Source organism: Pseudomonas cerasi (genome assembly GCF_027983475.1).
Classification (GTDB): Bacteria; Pseudomonadota; Gammaproteobacteria; order Pseudomonadales; family Pseudomonadaceae; genus Aquipseudomonas; species Aquipseudomonas cerasi.
This window is the reverse complement of the sequence record NZ_JAQJVM010000001.1, coordinates 1,826,774-1,851,077: the sequence shown is the minus strand read 5'-3', so window position 1 is coordinate 1,851,077 and position 24,304 is coordinate 1,826,774. Positions and strand designations below refer to the sequence as shown.

Genomic DNA, 24,304 nt, shown 5'->3' with positions numbered 1-24,304 from the left:
CCAACCGCCTCTCCACACCTGACCGACAGTCGCCTCGGCAATTTTTGATTTCTGCAAATCGCTGCAGACCGGTATGATCGCGCGCCCCGATACACCCGGAAGCCTGACCTGAAATGAAACCCACCTTGATCGCCGCCGCAGAACTCGATCGCATCGACACCTGGGCCAAATACTCCAGCCACATGTGCGGGGGCTGCGTGTCCAGTTGCTGCACGTTGCCGGTAGAAGTGAAGATCAAGGACCTGATCCGCATCGGCATCGTCGATGAGTTCGAACGCGGCGACCCGGCCAAGAACATCGCCAAGCGTCTGCAGAAAGAAGGCATCGTCGAGCGCTACAACCAGAAGTCCGAGATCTTCACCTTGCAGCGCATGAGCAACAACGACTGCCTGTACCTGGACCGCAAAAGCCGCCTGTGCACCATCTATGACAAGCGCCCGGACACCTGCCGCAACCACCCGAAAGTCGGGCCGCGTCCCGGTTATTGCGCGTACAAGCCCAAAGAAGTCGTGCGTCAGGAAAGCGGCTCACTGAGAAACGCCACCAGCGCGCCAGTGCCAAAATTCTGATTCGTGAAAGGCGACGCAGCACGCCGGACATCATCGCTATCAATCAAGCCCCGCACAGGGGCTTTTTTGTGCGCGATGGAAAAAGCCTATCGATGTTAATTTTTGTGAAAAATAAAAATACTTCACATTATTTACTCATTGATTCACTATCAGATTCACAGATCAGAACAATAACGTCCGAATGTCGGCTTCACAGGCATCGGCACTGACTTCGAGGATTACTGCATGACTGGCAAAAACGTTGGCGTTATCGGCCTGGGTGCGATGGGTCTGGGCATTGCCCGCTCGTTGCTGCGTAGCGGCTTCACTGTGCATGCCTGTGATGTGCGCACCAGCGTGACCGAAGCATTCGCCCAGGAAGGCGGGGTTGCCTGTGACTCTCCGGCCAGCATGGCCGCTGCCTGCGATGTGATCATCACAGTCGTAGTCAACGCCGAGCAGACCGAAACCGTGCTGTTTGGCGAAAACGGCGCCATTGCCGCCCTGCGCCCAGGCTGCCTGGTCATCGGTTGCGCCACCGTCGCGCCTACCTTCGCCGTCGAACTGGGCGAGCGTCTGGCCGCACAGAACCTGCTGTACCTCGATGCGCCTATCTCCGGCGGTGCCGCCAAGGCTGCCGCAGGTCAGATGACCATGATGACCTCCGGCCCTGCCGAGTCCTACGCCAAGGCAGAAGCCATCCTCAACGGCATGGCCGGCAAGGTCTATCGCCTGGGCGACGTCCACGGTCTGGGTTCGAAAGTCAAAATCATCAATCAGTTGCTCGCGGGTGTACACATCGCCGCCAGTGCCGAAGCCATGGCCCTCGGCCTGCGCGAAGGTGTCGATGCTGACGCGCTGTATGAAGTGATCACCAACAGTGCCGGTAACTCGTGGATGTTCGAAAACCGCGTGCCGCACATCCTCAATGCCGATTACACGCCGCTGTCGGCCGTGGACATCTTCGTCAAGGACCTGGGTCTGGTGCTGGATACCGCACGCAGCAGCAAATTCCCGCTGCCGCTCTCGGCCACCGCGCACCAGATGTTCATGCAGGCATCCAGCGCCGGCTTCGGTCGCGAGGATGACTCGGCCGTGATCAAGATTTTCCCGGGCATCGAGTTGCCGAAAGCCAAGCCAGAAAAAGCCTGAGGAGCGACTGATGAGCCTGAATAACGCTCGCCCGCTGCTGGGCTGCATTGCCGATGACTTCACCGGCGCCACCGACCTGGCCAACATGCTGGTGCGGGGCGGCATGCGCACCGTGCAGAGCATTGGCATCCCCAGCGCCGAGATGGCTGCCGGTCTCGACGCCGACGCGATTGTCATCGCGCTGAAATCGCGTACCACGCCCAGCGCCGACGCGGTGGCTGAATCCCTGGCGGCTCTGGAGTGGCTGCGCGAGCGCGGCTGCGAGCAGATCTTCTTCAAATACTGCTCGACCTTCGATTCCACCGCCGCGGGCAACATCGGCCAGGTCAGCGAAGCACTGCTGGAGCAACTGGGCAGCGATTTCACCCTCGCTTGCCCGGCCTTCCCGGAAAACGGCCGCACGATTTTCCGTGGTCATCTGTTCGTACAGGACCAGTTACTCAGTGAATCGGGCATGCAGAACCACCCGCTGACGCCCATGACCGACGCCAATCTGGTGCGTGTGCTGCAAGCGCAGACCCGCCACAAGGTCGGCCTGTTGCGCTATGACAGCATTGCCCAGGGCGTCGAAGGCGTGCGCAACAGAATTGCCGAGCTGCGCGCCGAAGGTGTGAGCATGGCGATCGCCGATGCCCTGTCGGATGCCGATCTGTACACCCTGGGCGAAGCCTGCGCCGACTTGCCGCTGCTGACCGGTGGCTCGGGGCTGGCGCTGGGCCTGCCGGGTAACTTCCGCAAGGCAGGCAAGCTGCGCGATATCGATGCCGCCAAGCAGGTCGCCATCAGTGGCGGCGAAGTGGTACTGGCGGGTAGCGCATCGGTCGCCACCAACGGTCAGGTTGCGGCCTGGCTGGAAGCCGATCGCCCTGCGCTGCGCATCAATCCGCTGGACCTGGCCGCTGGCAAGCCAGTGGTCGAGCAGGCGCTGGCCTTCGCCAGAGATGCCGGGCAGACCGTATTGATCTACGCCACCAGCACACCGGATGAAGTCAAAGCTGTGCAGAAAGAGCTGGGCGTCGAACGCTCCGGAGCCATGGTCGAAGCCGCACTCGGCGAAATCGCCAAAGGGCTGCTGGACGCAGGCGTACGGCGTTTCGTGGTTGCCGGTGGCGAAACTTCCGGTGCCGTGGTTCAGGCACTGGGCGTGCAGTTGCTGCAGATCGGCGCACAGATTGATCCGGGCGTTCCGGCCACGGTGAGCAGCGGCGCACAACCGCTGGCTCTGGCCCTCAAATCCGGCAATTTCGGTGCGCGCGACTTCTTCGCCAAGGCGCTCAAGCAACTGGCGGGGGCGGCCTGATGATCGACGAAAACGCACTGCGTCAGGAAATCTGCGACGTCGGCCGTCTGCTGTATGGCCGTGGCTATACGGTGGGCAGCGCCGGCAACATCAGCGCACGACTCGACGACGGCTGGCTGATTACCCCGACCGACGCCTGCCTGGGCCGCATGGACCCGGCCGATATCGCCAAGGTCAATCTGGCCGGTGAATGGGTGTCCGGCAGCAAGCCGTCCAAGACCCTGGCCCTGCACCGCGAAGTCTACGACCGCAACCCGCAGGTCGGCGGCGTGGTGCATACGCACTCGACGCATCTGGTCGCCCTGACCCTGGCCGGAGTGTGGCAGGAGGACGACATTCTGCCGCCGCTGACGCCGTATCAGGTCATGAAGGTCGGGCATATCCCCTTGATCCCTTACGAACGTCCCGGCTCACCGAAAGTCGCCGAGCGCGTGGCGGAACTGGCCAACAGCGTGCGCGGCGTGATGCTGGAGCGCCTCGGTCCAGTGGTCTGGGAAAGCTCGGTGGCCAAGGCCTGCTATGCCCTGGAGGAGCTGGAAGAGACTGCCCGTCTGTGGCTGATGAGCAACCCCAAACCTGCACCGCTGGACCCGGCGGCGCTTGAAGAGCTGCGTCAGGTGTTCGGCGCCAGGTGGTAACGAGCACACGGTGATCGGGGAGCGCATTGCGCCTCCCGGTCGAAAAACAATAACAACAGGAATCGAGAGCATGACTCACCCCTACCCCGCTGTTTCGTTGTCAGTCTTTACCACCATTGACCGGAGTGCACGGGCATGACGCCGCTCATGTTGATGGTCGTGGCCGGTGCGGGCATCGCACTGCTGTTGTTTCTGGTGCTCAAGTACAAATTCCAGCCCTTCGTCGCCCTGATGCTGGTCAGCATTATCGTGGCGCTGGTCGCCGGTGTTAAACCGGCCGATCTGGTTGCCACCATCGAAGGCGGCATGGGCAAGACGCTCGGCCATATCGCGATCATCATCGCGCTGGGCGCGATGATCGGGCGCATCATCGAGCTGTCCGGCGGGGCCGAAGCACTGGCCAAGACCCTGATCAACCGCTTCGGCAACAAGCGCACGCCTCTGGCGCTGACCGTTGCGGGTTTCATGGTCGGTATTCCGGTGTTCTTCGAGGTCGGCGTGATCATCCTCATGCCGCTGGCTTACGGTGTGGCGCGTGCGGCACGCAAGCCGCTGCTGATTTTCGCGCTGCCGATGTGCGCCGCACTGCTCGCCGTGCATGCGTTTCTGCCGCCGCACCCTGGCGCTGTTGCCGCCGCCAGCCAGTTGGGCGCGGACCTGGGCCGGGTGCTGATGCTGGGTATTCCGATCGTTGCCGTGCTGTGCATGATCGGCTACTTCGTCGCGGGCCGCATGACCCGCAAGACCTACCCGATGACCGATGACATCCGCGCCGAAGTCTATGGCCCGCACGTCACCAACGAAGACCTGGAAGCCTGGGCCCGTAACGATTATTCCGCTGCGCGCGAAGCGACCGAAACCCGAACAATGGGCATCGAAGAAAGCGCCAGCAGCCTGGCAAGCAAGCTGCCGCCTGCGCCCGCACCGGGTTTCGGACTGATCATCGCGCTGATCCTGCTGCCGATCGTGCTGATTCTGATGGGCACACTGGCCACCACCATGCTGCCAGCCACGTCCACGCTGCGCGCAGTGCTGACCGTACTGGGTGCCCCCTTGGTTGCGCTGCTGATCGATACCCTGCTGTGCGCCTGGCTGCTGGGCTCGCGTCGCGGCTGGAGCCGTACTCAGGTGTCCGATGTGATCGGCTCGGCCTTGCCGGGTGTGGCGATGGTGATCCTGATTGCCGGCGCCGGCGGCGTATTCGGCAAGGTGCTGGTCGACACCGGCATTGGTGCCGTGGTCTCCGAGGCGCTGCGCAACACCGGTCTGCCGGTACTCGCGCTGGGCTTCCTGCTGACCCTCCTGCTGCGCGCCGTCCAGGGCTCGACCACCGTTGCACTGGTCACTACTGCAGGCATTCTCAGCCCGCTGATCGCCACGCTGGACCTGAGCGCCAACCACCTGGCCCTGCTGTGTCTGGCCATGGGCGGTGGCGGTCTGGCCATGTCGCACATCAACGATGCCGGTTACTGGATGTTCACCAAGCTGGCGGGCCTCAACGTCGCCGACGGCTTGCGCACCTGGACCGTACTGGTCACGCTGCTCGGCACACTGGGCTTCGTGATCACGCTGCTGCTTTGGCCATTCGTCTGACCCTTTGAAGACTGGAGTTAACATGCCTCGTTTTGCCGCCAACCTCAGCATGCTGTACCCGCAGCATGATTTTCTTGAGCGCTTCGCCGCAGCCGCTGCCGATGGTTTCGGCGCGGTCGAGTACCTGTTCCCTTACGCCTACGGCACTCAGGAACTCAAGCAGCGCCTGAGCGACAACGGTCTGGTGCAGGCGCTGTTCAACGCTCCGCCGGGCGACTGGGAGGCAGGCGAGCGAGGCATTGCAACGCTGCCGGGCCGTGAAGCGGAATTTCGCAGCGGTATCGAGCAGGCCTTGGAATATGCGCAGGTGCTGGGCAATGACCGAGTGCATGTCATGGCTGGCTTGCTGGCCGATGAAAGCTTGCGTGAGCGTCATCAGGCGGTCTATCTGGAAAACCTCGCGTTCGCGGCTGAGCAAGCCAAGGGCGCAGGGGTCACGATTCTGATCGAGCCGATCAACACCCGCGACATGCCGGGCTTCTTCCTCAACCGTCAGGATCAGGCACAGGACATCTGCAAGCTGGTGGGTGCCGACAACCTGAAGGTGCAGTTCGACTGCTACCACTGCCAGATCGTCGAAGGTGACCTGACCAGCAAGCTGCGTCGCGACTTTGCAGGCATTGGTCATATTCAGATCGCCGGGGTACCGGATCGCCATGAGCCGGATCTGGGCGAACTGAACTACGAGCACCTGTTCAACGTCATCGACGAACTGGGCTACAGCGGCTGGATCGGCTGCGAATACCGTCCGAAAGGCGATACCAGCGTGGGTCTGGCGTGGTTGCGCGAGTTACAAGCCAGGGGCTGAAACCAGCAGGATGGACGACGCGGAGCGTCGTGAACGGCATTCCCACGCGGAGCGTGAGGAACGATCATTCTGTAACTGTCGTGCCCGGGAAAACACTATCGTGCGACGCTCCGCGTCGCATGCCGTTCTGGACGCTCCGCGTCCGATCTTGAAGAGGTATCAGTCCTCTACGTCGAACTGGTCCTTGATGTAGCGGATTTCAGTCCGCCCATGCGGCGCAGGCTGACCGTCTTCGTCGAGGTTGACGAAGACAATCTTGTCGACGGTCAGAATGCTCTTGCGGGTGATCTTGTTGCGCACCTGGCATTTTAGGGTGATCGAGGTACGACCGAAATCCGTGGCGGTGATACCCAGTTCGATGATGTCGCCCTGGCGCGAGGCACTGACGAAGTTGATTTCAGAGATGTACTTGGTGACCACCCGCTGATTACCCAGTTGAACGATCGCGTAGATCGCCGCCTCTTCATCGATCCAGCGCAGCAGGCTGCCGCCGAACAACGTGCCGTTGGGGTTGAGGTCTTCGGGCTTTACCCACTTGCGGGTGTGGAAATTCATGGTCACTCCTGAGCGTCTGGCCGATGGATAGCTGCATGATGGCAGAGCCGGCGACCCGCGCCCATGCCTGCGTGATAGCGACTGTGCATCGACCCTATTACAGACAGATGGCAATTGGATGGCCTTTAAACCGACAGAAAGCCTTGGGTAGAATCGCGAGCACCGCTATACTGCCAAACGTTTCAAAACGGTCATCTACGCTTGATACCGTTCCCGCCACCTGTCCGAGGGGCGCTGCAGCAGGTTTTCCCTGTCAGGCTCGGATGGGGCGTTGTTTGCCAGGACGATCCTCGACCGGCAAACCTTAAACGCACAACGGCGCCCATTCGCATTTTTATGGAATGGAGACTCTCAATGAGTGCTGTAATGACGCCCGCAGAATTCAATGACTACAAGGTTGCCGATATTTCCCTGGCCGCCTGGGGTCGCCGCGAAACCATCATCGCCGAATCCGAAATGCCTGCCCTGATGGGTCTGCGTCGCAAATACGCTGGTGATCAGCCGCTGAAAGGCGCGAAGATTCTCGGCTGCATCCACATGACCATTCAGACCGCCGTACTGATCGAAACCCTGGTTGCCCTGGGTGCCGAAGTTCGCTGGTCGTCGTGCAACATTTTCTCCACTCAGGACCAGGCTGCTGCGGCCATCGCTGCTGCCGGCATTCCTGTGTTCGCCTGGAAAGGCGAAACCGAAGAAGAATACGAGTGGTGCATCGAGCAGACCATCCTCAAGGATGGCCAGCCATGGGACGCCAACATGATCCTCGACGACGGCGGCGACCTGACCGAGATCATCCACAAGAAATACCCGGCGATGCTGGACAAGATCCACGGCGTCACCGAAGAAACCACCACTGGCGTTCACCGCCTGCTGGACATGCTGGCCAAGGGCGAGTTGAAAATCCCGGCCATCAACGTCAATGACTCGGTGACCAAGAGCAAGAACGACAACAAGTACGGCTGCCGTCACAGCCTGAACGACGCCATCAAGCGCGGCACCGACCACTTGCTGTCCGGCAAGCAGGCGCTGGTGATCGGCTACGGTGACGTGGGCAAGGGCTCGGCCCAGTCCCTGCGTCAGGAAGGCATGATCGTCAAAGTGACCGAAGTCGACCCGATCTGCGCCATGCAGGCCTGCATGGACGGTTTCGAGCTGGTTTCGCCGTTCATCGACGGTGAGAACGACGGCACCGAAGCGAGCATCGACAAGGCACTGTTGGGCAAGATCGACCTGATCGTGACCACCACCGGTAACGTCAACGTTTGCGACTCCAACATGCTCAAGGCGCTGAAAAAGCGCGCTGTGGTGTGCAACATCGGTCACTTCGACAACGAAATCGACACCGCTTTCATGCGCAAGAACTGGGCATGGGAAGAAGTGAAGCCACAGGTTCACAAGATCCATCGTACCGGCCCAGGCTCGTTCGACGCACAGAACGACGACTACCTGATCCTGCTGGCCGAAGGCCGTCTGGTAAACCTGGGTAACGCCACTGGCCACCCAAGCCGCATCATGGATGGCTCGTTCGCCAACCAGGTTCTGGCGCAGATCTTCCTCTTCGAGCAGAAGTACGCCGACCTGGCACCGGCCAAGAAAGCCGAGCGTCTGACCGTTGAAGTGCTGCCGAAGAAACTCGACGAAGAAGTGGCCCTGGAAATGGTCCGCGGCTTCGGCGGCGTTGTGACCAAGCTGACCAAGACCCAGGCCGATTACATCGGCGTGACCGTCGAAGGTCCGTTCAAGCCGCACGCGTATCGCTACTGATTGAGCAGGCTCGGTCCGCTTCTTACGCAGAAGCGGATCGAGCGTGATCAGCCATCACCGGCAGCACTCGCTGCCCCGGTGATGCTCAGTATCTGAAGGCCGTTCCGGCCTTTTCGCGAACAAGTTCGCTCCTACGACGAGATCGGCTCCATGTCTCAAGAACGCCGCTTCAGCTTCGAGTTCTTTCCTACCAAGACCGACGCTGGACATGAAAAGCTGCTGACCGTTGCTCGTCAGCTCGCTACGTACAACCCCGATTTTTTCTCCTGCACCTATGGTGCCGGTGGCTCGACCCGCGACCGCACGCTCAATACCGTGCTGCAGCTGGAAAACGAGATCAAAGTCCCTGCTGCACCGCATTTGTCCTGCGTGGGCGACAGCAAGGACGACCTGCGCAACCTGTTGACGCAGTACAAGGATGCGGGCATCAAACGCATCGTGGCACTGCGCGGCGACCTGCCTTCCGGCATGGGCATGGCCAGCGGTGAGCTGCGTCACGCCAATGACCTGGTGAGCTTCATTCGCCAGGAAAGCGGCAGCCATTTCCACATCGAAGTCGCCGCCTACCCGGAAATGCATCCACAGGCGCGCAATTTCGAAGACGACCTCAAGCACTTCGTCAACAAGGCCAACGCCGGCGCCGACAGTGCGATCACGCAGTACTTCTTCAACGCCGACAGCTATTTCAACTTCGTCGAGCGGGTCGAGAAGATGGGCGTCAGCATTCCGATCGTGCCGGGCATCATGCCGATCACCAACTACAGCAAGCTGGCGCGTTTCTCGGATGCCTGCGGTGCGGAAATCCCGCGCTGGATCCGCAAACAGCTGGAAGCCTACGGCGATGACGTGCAAAGCATCCAGGCGTTTGGCGAAGAAGTCATCACGCAGATGTGCGAACGACTGCTGCAAGGCGGCGCCCCCGGCCTGCATTTCTACACGCTGAACCAGGCAGAGCCGAGCCTGGCGGTGTGGAACAACCTGCAACTGCCACGCTGAAAACGGCTGCGGCACCGCGGTCCGACCGGTAATTTCCGGGGGATCGCGGCCTCATACACCGTTGGGCAGCAGGAAAGCGGCGTATTGCGCTCGCTCTGTTATACTCCAGCCTTCCCGCCAGGCTTACGCCCGGACGCCCGGTCTTGCAATCGTCATCCGTTCACGCCAACAGCGCAATTTTCATCAAGCGCAGACGTCACGGAATGCACTGAAGACCCGGCAGGACCGGACGGGATCGCGTTGTCTTTACACGCCATTCGCGCCAGGCAAGACATCCCTTGAGCTTAAGCTCCAACAGAACAGGATTACTCATGTCCTTTGCTTCCCTCGGTCTCTCCGAGGCTTTAGTCCGCGCCATCGAGGCAGCGGGCTATACCCAGCCTACCCCCGTGCAACAGCGGGCCATTCCCGCCGTGTTGCAAGGTCGCGACCTGATGGTTGCGGCACAGACCGGTACTGGTAAAACCGGTGGTTTCGCCCTCCCTATTCTGGAGCGGCTGTTTCCCAATGGTGTTCCGGACAAATCCCAGCGTCACGGCCCGCGTCAACCACGCGTTCTGGTCCTGACCCCGACCCGCGAACTGGCCGCACAGGTGCACGAGAGCTTCAAGCTCTATGCCCGCGACCTGAAATTCGTCAGCGCCTGCATCTTCGGCGGCGTCGGCATGAACCCTCAGGTTCAGGCCATGTCCCGTGGTGTGGACGTCCTGGTGGCCTGCCCTGGCCGCCTGCTCGACCTGGCCGGTCAAGGCAGTGTCGACCTGTCCCACGTCGAAATCCTGGTGCTCGATGAAGCAGACCGGATGCTCGACATGGGCTTCGTGCATGACGTCAAGAAGGTCCTCGCGCGGCTGCCGGCCAAGCGCCAGAACCTGCTGTTCTCGGCTACCTTCTCCAATGACATCACGTCGTTGGCCGGCAAGCTGCTGCACAACCCAGAGCGCATCGAAGTCACGCCGCCGAACACCACGGTCGAGCGTATCGAGCAACGGGTTTTCCGCCTGGCAGCCAACCACAAGCGTTCGCTGCTCGCGCATTTGATCACTGTCGGCGCCTGGGAACAGGTGCTGGTCTTCACCCGCACCAAGCACGGTGCCAACCGTCTGGCCGAGTACCTGGACAAGCACGGCCTCGCGGCTGTCGCGATCCACGGCAACAAGAGCCAGAACGCCCGTACCAAGGCACTGGCCGACTTCAAGGCGGGTGATGTACGCATCATGGTCGCGACCGATATCGCCGCACGCGGCCTGGATATCGATCAGTTGCCGCATGTCGTCAACTTCGAGCTGCCCAACGTCGACGAAGACTACGTTCACCGTATCGGTCGTACCGGCCGTGCCGGTCGCTCCGGTGAAGCCATTTCGCTGGTTGCGCCGGACGAAGAGAAGCTGCTCAAAAGCATCGAGCGCATGACCAAGCAGAAGATCGCCGACGGCGACCTGATGGGCTTCGACATCACAGCAGTCGAGGCTGAGAAGCCGGAAGTGCGTGAGCGTCCGGATGTTCGAAACTCGCGTGGCGCACGCCCTGCACGTGGCGATGGTGACAAGAACAACGGTGGTCGTCGCGACAAGGGCAAGGATAAAGGCAAGGAAAAACCTGCCGCTGCATCCGCTACTGGCGAACGCCCTGCAAGGCAGCCACGCGAAAAAAAACCTCGTGAGGGCACGCCTCGCAGCGAACAGCGTGCATCGCAACCCGCCATACCGCGTCCGGCAGCCGATCGTGCGCCAGACGAGTTTCGCGACGACGAAGTAGACAACTTCGGCAATCGCGCTGACTACGTCAGTCCTTATCAGGGCAAAGGTCAGAACCGTGGTCGTCGCCCTGCTGCCGCGCCTGGTGCAGCCGCACCGGCCGCTGGCGGCGCAGCTCGCCCGGCCAACCAGGGTCGTCCTGCCGGTGGCGCTCGTAACGGCTCCGGCAGCGGCGCACCAAAGCGCAACGGCTCGGGTTCATCGGCACCACGCTCGCGTGATGGTCAGCCACGTGGCCGTCGCCCGGCACGTGAAGACCAGCCTTTGCCACGTGAAGGTCAGGAGCCAGCCGCACGCGCACCACGCGACGGCCAGCCTCAGCCGAAGATCGTGCACAAGGAATCCAAGATCGACCGTTTCCCGTCTGCCGAGCAACTGGACCAGTTGCCGAGCCGCCCACGCGGTGAAAAACCGGCCCTGCTGACCCGCAACCGCGACAGCTGACAGCCACGCAACACTAAAAACGCCCCTACCTGTTCGGGGCGTTTTTGTTTGTGGGCCCGGAGGATGTTGATCATCGCTCCCACGCTCCGCGTGGTAGCGCAGCCCTGGACGCTCCGCGTCCGATCTTAAGCGGGTGGCGCAGCGCCGATCTGTGACGCAGAGCGTCACGAAATGCATGCCAACGCGGAGCATTGGCACGATAGTCATCTCAGGAAGTTTCATCGCACCCACAAAAACGCCGACCCAAGGGTCGGCGTTCTGTCGATCAAGCGTGCAATTACTTCTTCTGTACGCCTTCGAAGCTGATGTCCAGATCCAGCGTCTGCGACGTCGGGCCTGGGCCCTTGATGCCGAAGTCGTTCAGGTTCAGCGTCGAAGTACCGTTGAAGCCGGCACGGTAGCCGCCCCACGGATCCTTGCCTTCGCCGTTGAAGGTTGCCTTGATGACGATTGGCTTGGTCACGCCGTGCAGGGTCAGGTCGCCAGTGACGTCAGCCGTTTTCTCGCCAGTCGATTTGACTGCGGTGGAAACGAATTTGGCTTCCGGGTATTTGGCAACGTCCAGGAAATCCTTGCTGGAGATGTGCTTGTCGCGCTCGGCGTGGTTGGTGAACAGGCTGGCGGTTTTCAGCTCGACATTGATTTTGCTGGCTTCAGGCTTGGCAGCGTCGAAGCTGAACGTGCCGTCCCAGTCCTTGAAGGTACCGTGAATGAAGCTGTAGCCCAGGTGGCTGATCTTGAAGTCAACGAATGCGTGTTGACCTTCCTTGTCGATAACGTAGTCGGCGGCCATGGCCTGGCCAGCAGACAACAGTGCGGTACCCAGAGCCAGAGCGGCGAGAGACTTCTTCAACATGCTTTTATTCCCGTTTTGGTTGAACAATCAATTACGACCCAGCATGCGCTTGAGGGTCACATCGCGATCGATGAAGTGGTGTTTCAATGCAGCAAGACCATGGAGCCCCGCGAATATCACGATGATCCAGGCCAGATACAGGTGAATCCAGCCCGCCGTTTCTGCCTGATCAGGAAGGCCCGACACCAGCGCGGGCACATCGAACAGGCCGAATACCGGAATCCCCACGCCGTCGGCGGTGGAAATGAGGTACCCGGCGAACATCACGGCAAACAGTGCGACGTACAAAAACAGATGGCCGAATGCAGCACCGATGCGCGTCAACTTACTGTAGCTGGTCAACGGCGGCGGTGGCGGACTGAGCAGACGCCAGACCACGCGGATCAGCATGATCGCAAACAGCGTGATGCCGATGCTCTTGTGCAGATCAGGGCCCGCCTTGCGCCACGTATCGTAGTAATCCAGCCCGACCATCCACAGCCCCAGCGCAAACATTCCAAACACGACAGCAGCCACACCCCAGTGCAGCACCATGCTGACCAGACCGTAGCGAGAGGATGAATTACGTAGCTGCATTACCAGTACCTTGTCAGAAGTGTTACCAGACTAGCTTTTTATCTATCGAATGAAAGCGCAAAATTTCGCTCGGACGTATCGAACAATACGATAGGTCTGGTGGGCAGTTCGTACCTCGATTCTGTTGCTTCCCTCAACACCTGAACCACTGTTGAGCAGTGTCAAGTTGTCCGCGCTGCAGCAGCATCCCGATAATTTGCCGTCAGTAACACTTTGCAATGACCATCGGCCTTTCGATGCCGATGAACGGCACCATCAGGCCTGAGCACAGGGATAGAACGAATCGAGCACGCATAAAAAAGGGATGCGGTATGAACCGCATCCCTTTCAGTCAGCCATCGGACGGTCAGTTATTGGCGTCTGCAGGCGCTGCTTCAGCAGGGGTCTTGGCGGGAGCCGGTTTGCTCTGAGCCTTTTTCGCGGCCTCTTTTTTGGCCGCTTCCTTCTTCGCAGCCTCTTTTTTAGCCGCTTCTTTCCTGGCCGCTTCCTTGCTCTGCACTTTCTTCGCAGGCTCGGTCTTGGTCGCCGGCTTCTTCGCTGGCTCGGCTTTTACCGGTGGCGTGGCAGGCTGGACAACCGGCGCAACCACGGGTGCCGGAGCGGCAGCCGGTGCAGGCGCTGGAGCAGGCTCTACAGCCTTCTCTGCCGGAGCAGGGGCCGGGGCCGGTGCTTCATCACCACCGAACAGGCGCGAGAAGAAGCCTGGCTTGTCAGCCTGCGGCTTGGCAGGTTCGGCCGGCTTGTCGGAGGAACCACCGAACAGATTGCTGAAGAAATTGCCTTCGGACTTCTGCGAAGCCGGGGCCGGTGCTTTCGGCGGTGCAACCTTGACCGGTTCGAACGACTTGCCAGCGGCCAGATCCTGCACCTGACCGGCTGCACGCTGACCACTGCGCAGGGCGCCTTCCAGAGTGCCGGGGTACAAGGTGTCGGTGTGCTCGCCAGCAAAGGCTACACGCAGAATCGGCCGTTCCCACAGACGCCAGTATTTGCTGATCTGACCGGGGCCGAACGCCAGGTAAGAACCGCCAGTGGACGGATCGACGCTGTAGCGGCGGATTTCATAGCCGGTGTACGCACCGCGTGCTTCAGGGTAGAACGCATGCAGACGGATCAGCACCTGATCGACCATCTGCTTGTCGCCGAAGGCCTGCATAATGCGCGCGTTGTCGCCCGACAGGTTGATCACCACGTTGGCGCCACCTTTAAGCGCCGGCTCTACCCACAACATGCCCAGACCGGTGTTACTGAACACTTCACCGGACATGCGCGCCTTGCTGTCCCAGACCGGGGTCTTGAACTTGAGCATGATCTGGTCGCGCCAGCCGTAGTTGGTGCTCTTGATCGCGCCCATGTGCTGAGCGTCCAGCGCAGGCGTCATCTGGATCTTGCCCAGCGAACGCAACGGCACGGCCATGACCACGTAATCCGCCGTGTAGCTGGTCGCGCCAGCCTTGACGGTGACCTTGTCCTTCTCCTGGACGACTGCCGTCACCGGCGAGTTGGTCTTGACGGTCTTGAGTTGCTTGACGAACGCCTGGGTCAGCACCGCACTGCCTCCGGGCAGGCGCGCAGCACGCAAGTCACGCTCGTCAACCGAGCGATAAACCCGCGATTGCTGGGCGAGGTACAGCAACGACAGGCGCGAAGGCTCGTCGTAGCGGGTACGGATCTGCTGATTGATCAACTGACGCGCCGTAGCAGGCAGGTTAAGACGGTCCAGCCAGTTGGCGACGTTGATCTGGTCCAGCGCAAACAGCGTGCTGTTGGACGCCGGGTTTTCCGGGTCGTCAACCGAACGCGCGAGGTTGTCCAGCGTGTCGTTGTAGCGCTTGATGGCTTCGGCGGTCGCCGGCTGTTTGACGGCCAGGTCAGCCTGGGTGAAGTACACGCCGTCGATCAGGTAGCTGGGCGTGCGCACGAATTCAGGCGCGGGCACGGTCGTCAGCTTGAAGCTGTCCAGGTAACGGTTCAGCACAGGCTGAGCCTTGGTGTTGCCGATCCACTCGCTGGTCGCCAGACCGGAGCGTCCACCCAGACTCGGCTTGGCTTCCAGCACCGTCACCTGCCAGCCTTTGGCCTGCAGTTCATAGGCGGCAGTCAAACCTGCCAGACCACCACCGACGACAATGGCGGTTCGTTGTTTTTCATCGGCGAGCGTCGAAACGCTGACCAACCCTGCCACTATCAGCGCACAGGCGCGCAGCCAACCAGAAAGCATTCGGCGAACTCCAGAAAACATAGGGAAGATAGGGCAAGTCAGCCCGACACATCGACTCGCTGCGCAGGATACGCGAGCCATCAAATAGCCGCCAGCAATGTCCATCGCCCGTTAAAACTGCATCAAAGGTTGTTCCGCAGCCGGGCATTGCATAGGCTTGCGCGATTGTTCGTCCTCGCATCAGGCGAGTCGCTACCCGGAGATTGAAAATGGGCCTCAATGACCAGTGGATGCAGCGTGACCTGAAGGTCCTGTGGCACCCCTGCACCCAGATGAAAGACCACGAAAATCTGCCGTTGATACCGATCAAGCGTGGTGAAGGCGTATGGCTTGAAGACTTCGAGGGCAAGCGTTATCTGGACGCTGTCAGCTCTTGGTGGGTCAACGTTTTCGGACACGCCAACCCGCGCATCAATCAGCGCATCAAGGATCAGGTCGACCAGCTGGAGCATGTGATCCTCGCCGGCTTCAGCCATCAGCCAGTGATCGAACTGTCCGAACGGCTGGTCAAACTCACGCCCGAGGGCCTGACCCGCTGCTTCTACGCCGATAACGGCTCGTCTTGCATCGAAGTCGCGCTGAAAATGAGCTTTCATTACTGGCTCAATCGCGGCCAGCCGGACAAGAAACGCTTCGTCACCCTGACCAACAGCTACCACGGCGAGACCATGGCGGCGATGTCGGTCGGTGACGTGCCGCTGTTCACCGAAACCTACAAGGCGTTGCTGCTCGATACCATCAAAGTGCCGAGCCCCGATTGCTACCACCGCCCGGACGGCATGAGCTGGGAAGAGCATTCGCGCAACATGTTCGTCGCCATGGAGCAGACCCTTGCCGAACACCACGCCAGCGTTGCGGCGGTGATCGTCGAACCGCTGATCCAGGGCGCGGGCGGCATGCGCATGTATCACCCGATCTACCTAAAGCTGCTGCGCGACGCCTGCGACCGCTATGGCGTGCACCTGATCCACGATGAAATCGCTGTCGGTTTCGGCCGTACCGGGACCATGTTCGCCTGCGAACAGGCCGGCATCCGTCCGGATTTCCTGTGCCTGTCCAAGGCACTGACCGGTGGCTACCTGCCGCTGGCGGCCTGCCTGACCACCGATGATGTGTACGACGCGTTCTACGACGACTACCCGACCCTGCGTGCGTTCCTGCACTCGCACAGCTACACCGGCAACCCGCTGGCCTGTGCGGCGGCGCTGGCGACCCTGGATATCTTCGAGCAGGACAACGTCATCGAAAACAATAAGGCCCTGGCGCAACGCATGGCGACGGCCACCGCGCACCTGGCCGATCATCCGCACGTCGCGGAAGTGCGTCAGACCGGCATGGCCATCGCCATCGAAATGGTTCAGGACAAGGCGAGCAAAACCGCCTACCCGTGGCAGGAACGCCGCGGCATGAAAGTCTTCCAGCATGCGCTGGAGCGTGGCGCACTGCTGCGGCCACTGGGCAGCGTGGTGTATTTCCTGCCGCCGTATGTGATTACGCCGGAGCAAATCGACTTCCTCGCCGAAGTGGCCAGCGAAGGCGTTGATATCGCGACACGTAGCAGCGTCAGCGTTGCCGTGCGCGAGAACTTTCATCCGGACTTCAGGGATCCGGGTTAAAGGCTGGAATTAAATGTAGCCGGACTGGCGCCTTCGCGAGCAAGCTCGCTCCCACTGGCAGGGGCCTGTCCGGGCGACCTTCATTTGCTCGCGAATGCGTCATCACAAAACGAACACCAGAACCGAGACACACCATGAGACTGTCCCGCTTTTTTACTGAAACGCCGCTGAGTCTGGGCGAGCATGAACTGCCTGAGGCCCAGGCGCATTACATCAGCCGCGTGTTGCGCATGACCGAAGGTGACGCGCTGCAACTGTTCGACGGTTCGGGCCAGGAGTTTCGCGGCACCTTGCTGGAAGTCGGCAAGAAGCGCGTGCATGTACAGCTCACCGAGAGCTTTGCCGGGCAGCAAGAGTCAGGCCTGCGCATTCATCTCGGTCAGGGCCTGTCGCGCGGCGAGCGGATGGACTGGGCCATTCAAAAGGCCACCGAACTGGGCGTCAGCGAAATTACGCCGATTGTCAGCGAACGCTGCGAGGTGCGCCTGAAGGACGAACGTGCCGAGAAGCGTCAGGCGCATTGGCAGCAGATCGCAATCAGCGCCTGCGAGCAATGTGGCCGCTCCGTGGTGCCGGTGATTCATGCGCCGATGCCGCTGGCCGAGTGGATCAAGCACACCGAGGCCGACCTGAAACTGGTCCTGCACCCGGTGGCTGAACCTCTGACCAGTCATGACAAGCCTGCCAGCCTGGCCTTTCTGATTGGTCCGGAAGGCGGCCTGAACGATGCGGAAGTCGATCAGGCGCAAGACGCCGGCTTCCACGCCGCACGCCTCGGCCCGCGCGTGCTGCGCACTGAAACCGCTCCCGTGGTCGCGCTCAGCGTGGCGCAACAGCTGTGGGGCGATTTTTGATCATTTGATGCGTCCTCAAACGCGCTGCACGCTCAGAATCAGACACCGGCTCGCTCCCACAAGGATTTGCATTTACCCAGCCATTGAGGCCTGAACCTGGCCACTTTCACAGCACATAAAAACAAATCGCCACGAAGTGCATCAAACTGCCGCCGATGACGAACAGGTGCCAGATACCGTGAAAGTGGCGGATCTGGTCGTAGGCGAAGAACAGGATGCCGACGGTGTACAGCACGCCGCCTCCGGCCAGCCAGATGAACCCCGACACACCGAGTGCAGCCAGCAGTGGCTTGACGGCCACCAGCACGATCCAGCCCATCACGGCGTAGATCACGATGGACATGATTCGCGCTTCGGAGCGCGGTTTTATCTCTTGCAGGATGCCGATCAGCGCCAGCCCCCAGACAATTCCGAACAGGGTCCAGCCCCATGCGCCGCGCAATGTCACCAGACAGAACGGGGTGTAGCTGCCGGCAATCATCAGATAGATCGAAAAGTGGTCGACCTTCTGCATGATCGATTTCGAGCGTCCCTTGACGCTGTGGTAGACCGTCGAGACGCTGTACAGCGTCACCAGACACGCACCATAGATGGCCATGCTGACCACTTTCCAGACATCGCCATGCAGGCTGGCCATGACCAATAGCCAGATCGCACCGACGGCTGCCAGCACAGCGCCGACCAAGTGCGACCAGGCATTGAATTTTTCTCCGTAGTACATCCGCTCGATACCCTCTTGTGGCGAAAACACTGGAAACAGAGACTCCGGGTTATTGAAACAAACCGCAACACCCGTGTCAGTGACGGATATTTTAAGCAGCTATCGACGCATGAGTTGTGCACAATCAGCGCACCTCAACCATAAGCGCCACGACATGCAGATCGATGACGAACTGACGCTCAAGAAACTGGAAATATTCCTGGCCTTCATGCGCACCGGCAATCTGGCACGTGCAGCGGAGGAGCTGCAGACCAGTAACGTCAGCGTGCACCGCGCCATTCATTCGCTGGAAAGTGCGTTGCGTTGCCCGCTGTTCAAGCATGAGGGCCGCAACCTGACGCCGCTGGAAAGCGCGTATGTACTTGAAGAGCGTGCGCAGAGGCTGGTCCAGGACGTGCTCGCCACGGTGGAACTGACCCGTCAGGCGGCAGGCTTCTCAGCGGCGCGGTTTCGCTTGGGGGCGTTGTATTCGCTGACCGTCAAGACCGTGCCGCAGTTGATCATGGGCCTGAAGATCCGCCGCAGCGAGCTGAATATCGACCTGATTCTGGGCTCGAACATGGACCTGCTCTACAAGCTCAAGAACATGGAAGTCGATGCGATGCTGGTGTCACTGGATGAGAGCACCAACGACCCGGACTGCGAGCATCTGGCGCTGTTTTCCGACGACATCTTTCTCGCCGTCCCCACCGACTCACCGTTCGCCGAACACCCTGAAGTGGACCTGGGCGATCTGCGCGAAGCGACGTTCATCACCCTGACCCAAGGCTTTGCCACGCACCGCGACGGGATCCGCGTGTTCCGGCAGGCCGGTTTCGAGCCCAAGGTGGCGATGCAGGTCAATGACATCTTCACCCTGCTGAGCATGGTCAGCTCCGGCGTCGGCTATGCACTGCTGCCGGGAAGAATCGCCGCGGTCTATGAAAACCGCGTGCGCCTGATTCCGTTGCAAAGCCGCTACCGGATGCAGCAACACATCGGCATGGTGTTCCTCAAGTCCAAACAGCGCGATCCCAACCTGCTCGCGCTGTTGGCCGAGTGCCGCATGTACGCGAACCGGCTGCTGGAACAGATGACCTGACCTAGGCTCTGTACGAAAAGTCGGCGAACGAAGCATCACCGAGCGCAGCCACTTTTAGTAAAGCGCCTAGCCGACGATGGCGCGCACGATGAAGTACAGCACCGATGGCCCGAGCAGGCAGCCCAGACCGGTGTGGAACGTAGCGGTCAGCGCGCCATAAGGCACCAGACGCCGGTCGGTTGCCGCCAGCCCTGCGGTAACGCCGCTGACAGTACCCGCCAGACCACCGAAAACCATCGCTGAGCGCGGATTGTCCAGCCCCATCCAGCGCGCCGCCATGGGCGTGCCGACCATCACCAGAATCGCCTTGATCAGGCCGGTGGCAATCGACAGCGCCATCACATCGGAGGTGGCACCCAGCGCAGCACCGGTCACCGGGCCGACAATGTAGGTCACCGCCCCGGCACCGATGGTGGTCATGCTGATCGCGTCCCGATAACCGAACAGCCAGGCAATGCTCGCGCCGACGATAAACGGCAGAATCGTGCCCAGCAGCAAGGCGATGGCGCCGATCAGCCCGGCCTTGCGCGCTTCGGTGGCCTGCACTTCAAAAGCCGTCGCCACGATAGCGAAGTCACGCAGCATCGCCCCGCCCATCAGGCCGATACCGGAAAACAGCGTGATATCCGCCAGCCCTTTCTGGCCGCCGGTCAAGGTGCCGCCGACCCAGGCCAGAATCAGCCCGATGACGATCGCAATGGCCGAACCATGCACCCGGCCGAACGTCAGGCGTTTGGACAGCACCACAGACAACCACATGATGATGCCGACGAAGGCGAATGCGGTGATCAGGCCGTTGTGTTCAAGTCCCTTCTCGATGAGATCCCACATATCAGCGACCTCCAGCCGGGGCGATTTCAGGCGTCAGCAGCGGCTCTTCCTTGGGTAACGGCTCGCCGCGATTGGTACGACTGATCACTGCGATGGTGCAGGCACACAGCACCACCGAACCCACAGCGGCCAGCACCGCCACCGGCCCGCCCTTGAGTGCGGTTACAACGTTTTGTTGTGCGGCCATCGCCACCACCACCGGGATGTACAGCGCGCCCCAGAAACCCACGCCCATTTCGCAGTCTTTGCTCATGCCGCCGTGTTTTTCCATCCACAGGCGCGCGCAGATCAACAGGATCATGGCGATCCCGACCCCGCCCACATTGGATTTCACGCCCAGCAGAACGCCGAGCATATCGCCGAGAATCACGCCCGCAAGCGTGCAGATGGCCAGTAGTGCAACACCATAGATAATCATTGTTGTTATTCCTCTGTTTGCATTGCTGAAGTTGTTGTTTTTGTCCTTCGTAGCAGCTGCACGGCGGCTCTATGGGGTGCGGCGACCCTCCTCGCGCGACAGCGCAACCAGGCTGTCCAGGCGCGCAGCCTGAAAAGCCAGCGCGGTGCCCTGCTGGAATACCTTGCGCGCCAGCCCGGTCAGCACGCTGCCGGGCGGCAACTCGATGTGCAGGCGCACGCCCCGCTCCCAGGCGGTTTCCACGGTGCTGCGCCAGTCGATGACCCGACACATGTTGAACGCCAGGTCGTCACGCAGCTTCTCGGCATTGCGCACAGGTCGCGCCGTGCTGCCGCTCAGGTAACGTATGGTGGGTGCCTTTAGCGCGACCCTTGAAAAGGCCTCGGCCAGTTGTTGCGCGGGAGCGTCCAGCAAGGCGCAATGTGACGGCACGCTGACCGCAAGACGCTTGACCGCTGCCGCTCCGGCAGCCTTGGCCAGTTGACCGACCTGATGCATCGCCTCGGTACTGCCGGAGATCACCATCTGGTTGTCGGCGTTGATATTGGCGAGAAATACCGGTGCCTTCGCGCTGTGTACCTGCGCGATCAGCGCTTCTACCTGCGTCTGGTCCAGACCGATGAGCGCGGTCATGCCGTAACCCTGCGGCCAGGCGCTTTGCATCAGCTCGCCACGCAGCGCGACCAGGCGCACGGCGTCGTCAAAAGCCAGCGCTCCCGAAATCACTGCTGCCGGATAAGCGCCGATGGACAGCCCTGCCAGGTAGTCCGGCACACACTCACGCGCCTGCAGCACGCGCGCGCATGCGACGCCAGCGATCAGCAGGCAAAGCTGAACGGCACGGGTGGCTTGCAGTGCCTCGGCAGTGTCCAGCGCCAGCACGTCTTCGCCCAGCGCATCGGCGGCTTCCTGCAGGCAATCGCGCACCACGGCCTCGTCCGGCAACTGATGCAGCATGCCGGCTTGCTGGGCGCCCTGGCCGGGAAATACCCACAGGCTGCTCATGCGCACACCTGCCCCAGGTGCCATGGGTCTGCAACCAACCGCGCGCCGCTGGCGGTCTTGAGCAGCACCCGCCCCGTTGGCCGCGCCCACTCACGCAGCGCCACGGCACCGTGTTCAAGTTGCAGCTGAACGTCGACCCGACAGACCGAGGTTTCCAGCGCCTCGACCAGCTCGGCGGCGCAGCGGCGACTTAGGCGCCCCGGGGTGCGCAGAATCAGGTCCAGATCGCTGTCCTGATGCAACGCCGCAATACCGCTGGCCAGCTCGAATCCGGCACTGCCGCCGACGCCCCAGTCCAGCTCCAGCGCCTCCATGACCGGACGGATCTGGCGCAACGCCTGCAACGCCGGCCATTGCTGAAGGCTCTCGGTCGGGGCTTCGATCAACTGCTCGGGCATGACCCTTCGGCAGACGTCGGCCAACGGCATGCTTGCGGCATAGCGTTGCTCCCGACCGCGACCGCGCAAGCCCACCGCCACCTGCCCGGCGGGCATTGCCTGACGCCGGACCACCACCGGTTGCCCGGCCAGCACGGCCTCGACCGCCCATTTGGGCGCGTCGTCCGGCAACGCAGACAGCGGCATGCCCCACAACAAATCATGGGGCAGCACTGCGCCAGTGTTGCTGATCACCATTGCGCCCGCAGCAACTGACGCACATTGGCCGACGCCGCACGGTTGCTCGCACCCAGCCGGCTGCTCAGATCGACGCCGCGGGCCTGCACGTCCTTGATCGCACTGCTCAGCACGTTGCGCACCTGAATCAGGTCATCAGCAGCGGGCTGTTCGATCTGGCTGACCGCCAGGGTTTCCCACAGCAGACCGAGACTGGCGTAACTGTCGATGTCGTAAGCCATCGGCGGGATGCTGGCGGCGAGCTTTTCCAGGTCCTCGACGCTGCGCAGGGTTACGCGGGCTGCCGAGGCTTTGCCCATCGCATGCACCATCACGCCGGGATCACGCAGCGCGATCAATCGATTGGCCTGATAGCCGTGGGCCAGGAATGCGCCGGACATGGCTTTGCCCACCAATAGACCGATCACCGGATGTCCCGCCAGACGCGCTCGCGCGTAACTGTCCACAGCTCCGGCCAATGCCTGATGGATACCGAGCGCCTCCTCGCGACGCCCGTAGGCCTGGCTCGGCACGTCGACGATGGCAATCAATGCACGTTTTTCGGCGCGGTCGCGATCCTGCTCGATGGCCTCGTCCACCGCCTTGGCCAGGCCCCAGCCTTCCAGCAGGCCGACTTCGCCCTGACGCGCCCGGGGAAAGCGGTTGTCGGTATCGGCAATCACTGCAACAAAACGCACCGCCTGCTCGCCGAGAAAACCGTCGGCGACCTTGAGTGAGGCAGGCAGGCCAGTGACCTCACGGGCGCCTGCGCTCAAGGCGTTGAACCAGTTCAAACCCCGCTGTGAATGACTCATGACCGGGCTCCTTGATAGAGGGTACGAACGCTTTGCGGATCAATTTGCGGCTCAGTGTCCAGGCTGGCCAGTCGCTGCAGGAACAGTGGGTACTGACTGCTGCGATGCGTGTCGGGCACGCCCTGTTTGAGCCAGCCGCTGACCTGCTGGCGGACATCGGCGACATCATCGGCAGCAAAACCATCCACCAGAGCGCTGGCAAAGCGTTGCTCGCCACCGGTCAGGCTCCAGATGAACGGACGGTCACGGGAGTCGTATTCTTCGATGCCGGCTTCCTGCTCGATCACCTGCGGACCGTTCAGGCCCAGACGTGCTTCCTGGGTCACCAGCAGGTAACTGCACAGCCCTGCGGCGATGGACATCCCGCCAAAGCAGCCGACGCTGCCTGCCACCACACCGATCACCGGCTGGTACTGACGCAGATCGACTATCGCGGCATGAATCTCGGCAATCGCGGCCAGGCCCAGATTGGCTTCCTGCAAACGCACACCACCGGTTTCCAGCAGCAAGATAGCAGCGGTGGGAATGCCGTTGCGGTTGTCTTCGGCAGCCAGTTCCAGCGCGCCGGCCATTTTCGCGCCGCCGACTTCGCCCATGCTGCCGCCCTGAAACGAGCCTTCGATGGCGGCGATGACCACTGGCCGACCATCGACAGTGCCTTTGGCGACCACCACGCCGTCATCCGCCTGAGGCACCACGCCCTGCATGGCCAGCCACGGCGACATGACCCGATCGAACGGCCCCAGCAGTTCGCGGAAGCTGCCTGCATCCAGCAAGGCGCGGGCGCGCTGTCGGGCACCCAATTCGATGAAACTGTGCTGATTCAGCAAACGTGCGCTATCAGTCATGACCGATCTCCTCGAAGCCTTGCTCCAGGCGCAAACGCACGACGCCGGGCGTCGCGCCGAAGTCATGAATATCGATGCTCAGCGCAGGCGGGGTCTGCCCCTCGAACATGCGCTCGAACAGGTGTTGCCAGCGCAGCGAGGCACCGTTGACCGACGTCACCACCTGAATCGACAAGGTGCCCGGTTTACCGGGTTCCAGCAGCACCTCCAGATCACCGGAGCCCACCACACCCACCAGCGCACGCCCCCTCGGCGGCTGTCCGGCAGGAAATTCAAAAGACAGGGTTTCCATT

Annotated in this window: 24 protein-coding genes and 1 riboswitch; of the genes, 12 read left to right on the top strand and 12 right to left on the bottom strand. The window is 61.4% G+C overall.

Annotation, left to right across the window (positions count from 1 at the left end):
* Positions 1-113: 113 nt before the first annotated feature.
* From PI739_RS08055 to otnI, 6 genes are all read left to right on the top strand, one after another.
* On the top strand, positions 114-569 hold the full coding sequence (locus PI739_RS08055; protein WP_002551717.1) for a YkgJ family cysteine cluster protein: 456 nt from the start codon (positions 114-116) through the stop codon (positions 567-569).
* A 225-nt stretch (positions 570-794) separates the two neighbouring features.
* Positions 795-1,700 (top strand): L-threonate dehydrogenase, encoded by a 906-nt coding sequence (ltnD, locus tag PI739_RS08050; protein ID WP_003316718.1) that lies wholly within the window; start codon positions 795-797, stop codon positions 1,698-1,700.
* 10 nt (positions 1,701-1,710) lie between these two features.
* Entirely contained in the window at positions 1,711-3,000 is a 1,290-nt protein-coding gene (otnK, locus tag PI739_RS08045; protein ID WP_054081278.1) for a 3-oxo-tetronate kinase, read from the top strand.
* Positions 3,000-3,638: a 3-oxo-tetronate 4-phosphate decarboxylase gene (otnC, locus tag PI739_RS08040; RefSeq protein WP_003392253.1), complete on the top strand. Its 639-nt coding sequence runs from the start codon at positions 3,000-3,002 to the stop codon at positions 3,636-3,638. The genes otnK and otnC overlap by 1 nt, the downstream gene beginning before the upstream one ends.
* 135 nt (positions 3,639-3,773) lie before the next feature.
* On the top strand, positions 3,774-5,231 hold the full coding sequence (locus PI739_RS08035; protein ID WP_044308694.1) for a GntT/GntP/DsdX family permease: 1,458 nt from the start codon (positions 3,774-3,776) through the stop codon (positions 5,229-5,231).
* A 22-nt stretch (positions 5,232-5,253) separates the two neighbouring features.
* Positions 5,254-6,039, top strand: a complete 786-nt coding sequence (otnI, locus tag PI739_RS08030) for a 2-oxo-tetronate isomerase (protein WP_054081277.1) — start codon at positions 5,254-5,256, stop codon at positions 6,037-6,039.
* A 159-nt stretch (positions 6,040-6,198) separates the two neighbouring features.
* Here otnI and PI739_RS08025 read toward each other — a convergent pair whose 3' ends face one another.
* Positions 6,199-6,594: an acyl-CoA thioesterase gene (locus PI739_RS08025; RefSeq protein ID WP_003316713.1), complete on the bottom strand. Its 396-nt coding sequence runs from the start codon at positions 6,592-6,594 to the stop codon at positions 6,199-6,201.
* 220 nt (positions 6,595-6,814) lie between these two features.
* A riboswitch (S-adenosyl-L-homocysteine riboswitch) is annotated at positions 6,815-6,925 on the top strand.
* 23 nt (positions 6,926-6,948) lie between these two features.
* Between PI739_RS08025 and ahcY the strand changes: the two genes are divergently transcribed.
* The 3 genes from ahcY to PI739_RS08010 all read left to right on the top strand — a co-directional run bounded on the left by ahcY (position 6,949) and on the right by PI739_RS08010 (position 11,555).
* Positions 6,949-8,358 (top strand): adenosylhomocysteinase, encoded by a 1,410-nt coding sequence (ahcY, locus tag PI739_RS08020; RefSeq protein WP_003366112.1) that lies wholly within the window; start codon positions 6,949-6,951, stop codon positions 8,356-8,358.
* Positions 8,359-8,508: 150 nt separating this feature from the next.
* On the top strand, positions 8,509-9,354 hold the full coding sequence (gene metF, locus PI739_RS08015; protein ID WP_044308697.1) for a methylenetetrahydrofolate reductase [NAD(P)H]: 846 nt from the start codon (positions 8,509-8,511) through the stop codon (positions 9,352-9,354).
* A 311-nt stretch (positions 9,355-9,665) separates the two neighbouring features.
* Entirely contained in the window at positions 9,666-11,555 is a 1,890-nt protein-coding gene (locus PI739_RS08010; protein WP_003366109.1) for an RNA helicase RhlE2, read from the top strand.
* 277 nt (positions 11,556-11,832) lie between these two features.
* On the opposite strand, the gene PI739_RS08005 is transcribed toward PI739_RS08010, so the two are convergent.
* The 3 genes from PI739_RS08005 to PI739_RS07995 all read right to left on the bottom strand — a co-directional run bounded on the left by PI739_RS08005 (position 11,833) and on the right by PI739_RS07995 (position 15,208).
* Complete coding sequence (locus PI739_RS08005; protein ID WP_002551707.1) at positions 11,833-12,411, bottom strand: YceI family protein; 579 nt, start codon at positions 12,409-12,411, stop codon at positions 11,833-11,835.
* A 27-nt stretch (positions 12,412-12,438) separates the two neighbouring features.
* On the bottom strand, positions 12,439-12,987 hold the full coding sequence (locus tag PI739_RS08000; protein ID WP_054081276.1) for a cytochrome b: 549 nt from the start codon (positions 12,985-12,987) through the stop codon (positions 12,439-12,441).
* A gap of 346 nt (positions 12,988-13,333) precedes the next feature.
* Positions 13,334-15,208 (bottom strand): flavin monoamine oxidase family protein, encoded by a 1,875-nt coding sequence (locus PI739_RS07995; protein ID WP_054081275.1) that lies wholly within the window; start codon positions 15,206-15,208, stop codon positions 13,334-13,336.
* A 209-nt stretch (positions 15,209-15,417) separates the two neighbouring features.
* On the opposite strand from PI739_RS07995, the gene PI739_RS07990 reads away from it, so the two are divergent.
* Together PI739_RS07990 and PI739_RS07985 are read left to right on the top strand one after the other, a co-directional pair.
* A complete protein-coding gene (locus tag PI739_RS07990) occupies positions 15,418-16,824 on the top strand; it encodes an adenosylmethionine--8-amino-7-oxononanoate transaminase (RefSeq protein ID WP_003366102.1) in 1,407 nt (468 codons plus the stop codon).
* Between the two features lie 134 nt (positions 16,825-16,958).
* A complete protein-coding gene (locus tag PI739_RS07985; protein ID WP_003366101.1) occupies positions 16,959-17,678 on the top strand; it encodes a 16S rRNA (uracil(1498)-N(3))-methyltransferase in 720 nt (239 codons plus the stop codon).
* Between the two features lie 106 nt (positions 17,679-17,784).
* Here PI739_RS07985 and trhA read toward each other — a convergent pair whose 3' ends face one another.
* Positions 17,785-18,399 carry a PAQR family membrane homeostasis protein TrhA gene (trhA, locus tag PI739_RS07980; RefSeq protein ID WP_003432091.1) on the bottom strand — a complete coding sequence of 205 codons (615 nt, stop codon included), beginning with the start codon at positions 18,397-18,399 and terminating at the stop codon, positions 17,785-17,787.
* A gap of 154 nt (positions 18,400-18,553) precedes the next feature.
* On the opposite strand from trhA, the gene PI739_RS07975 reads away from it, so the two are divergent.
* Positions 18,554-19,480 carry a LysR family transcriptional regulator gene (locus PI739_RS07975; RefSeq protein ID WP_054081274.1) on the top strand — a complete coding sequence of 309 codons (927 nt, stop codon included), beginning with the start codon at positions 18,554-18,556 and terminating at the stop codon, positions 19,478-19,480.
* A 66-nt stretch (positions 19,481-19,546) separates the two neighbouring features.
* On the opposite strand, the gene madM is transcribed toward PI739_RS07975, so the two are convergent.
* From madM to PI739_RS07940, 7 genes are all read right to left on the bottom strand, one after another.
* The gene (gene madM, locus PI739_RS07970; protein ID WP_054081273.1) at positions 19,547-20,311 is read right to left on the bottom strand and encodes a malonate transporter subunit MadM; all 765 of its coding nucleotides are present in this window, start codon (positions 20,309-20,311) and stop codon (positions 19,547-19,549) included.
* Between the two features lies 1 nt (position 20,312).
* Complete coding sequence (gene madL / locus PI739_RS07965) at positions 20,313-20,729, bottom strand: malonate transporter subunit MadL (RefSeq protein ID WP_003366092.1); 417 nt, start codon at positions 20,727-20,729, stop codon at positions 20,313-20,315.
* A gap of 69 nt (positions 20,730-20,798) precedes the next feature.
* Complete coding sequence (gene mdcH / locus PI739_RS07960) at positions 20,799-21,734, bottom strand: malonate decarboxylase subunit epsilon (protein WP_003432095.1); 936 nt, start codon at positions 21,732-21,734, stop codon at positions 20,799-20,801.
* On the bottom strand, positions 21,731-22,369 hold the full coding sequence (locus tag PI739_RS07955; RefSeq protein WP_003432096.1) for a malonate decarboxylase holo-ACP synthase: 639 nt from the start codon (positions 22,367-22,369) through the stop codon (positions 21,731-21,733). Before PI739_RS07955 ends, mdcH begins: the two co-directional genes overlap by 4 nt.
* A complete protein-coding gene (mdcE, locus tag PI739_RS07950) occupies positions 22,363-23,163 on the bottom strand; it encodes a biotin-independent malonate decarboxylase subunit gamma (protein ID WP_044308705.1) in 801 nt (266 codons plus the stop codon). The genes PI739_RS07955 and mdcE overlap by 7 nt, the downstream gene beginning before the upstream one ends.
* Complete coding sequence (locus PI739_RS07945; RefSeq protein ID WP_054081272.1) at positions 23,160-24,011, bottom strand: biotin-independent malonate decarboxylase subunit beta; 852 nt, start codon at positions 24,009-24,011, stop codon at positions 23,160-23,162. Before PI739_RS07945 ends, mdcE begins: the two co-directional genes overlap by 4 nt.
* Positions 24,004-24,303 carry a malonate decarboxylase subunit delta gene (locus PI739_RS07940; protein ID WP_003366083.1) on the bottom strand — a complete coding sequence of 100 codons (300 nt, stop codon included), beginning with the start codon at positions 24,301-24,303 and terminating at the stop codon, positions 24,004-24,006. Before PI739_RS07940 ends, PI739_RS07945 begins: the two co-directional genes overlap by 8 nt.
* Between the last annotated feature and the right edge of the window lies 1 nt (position 24,304).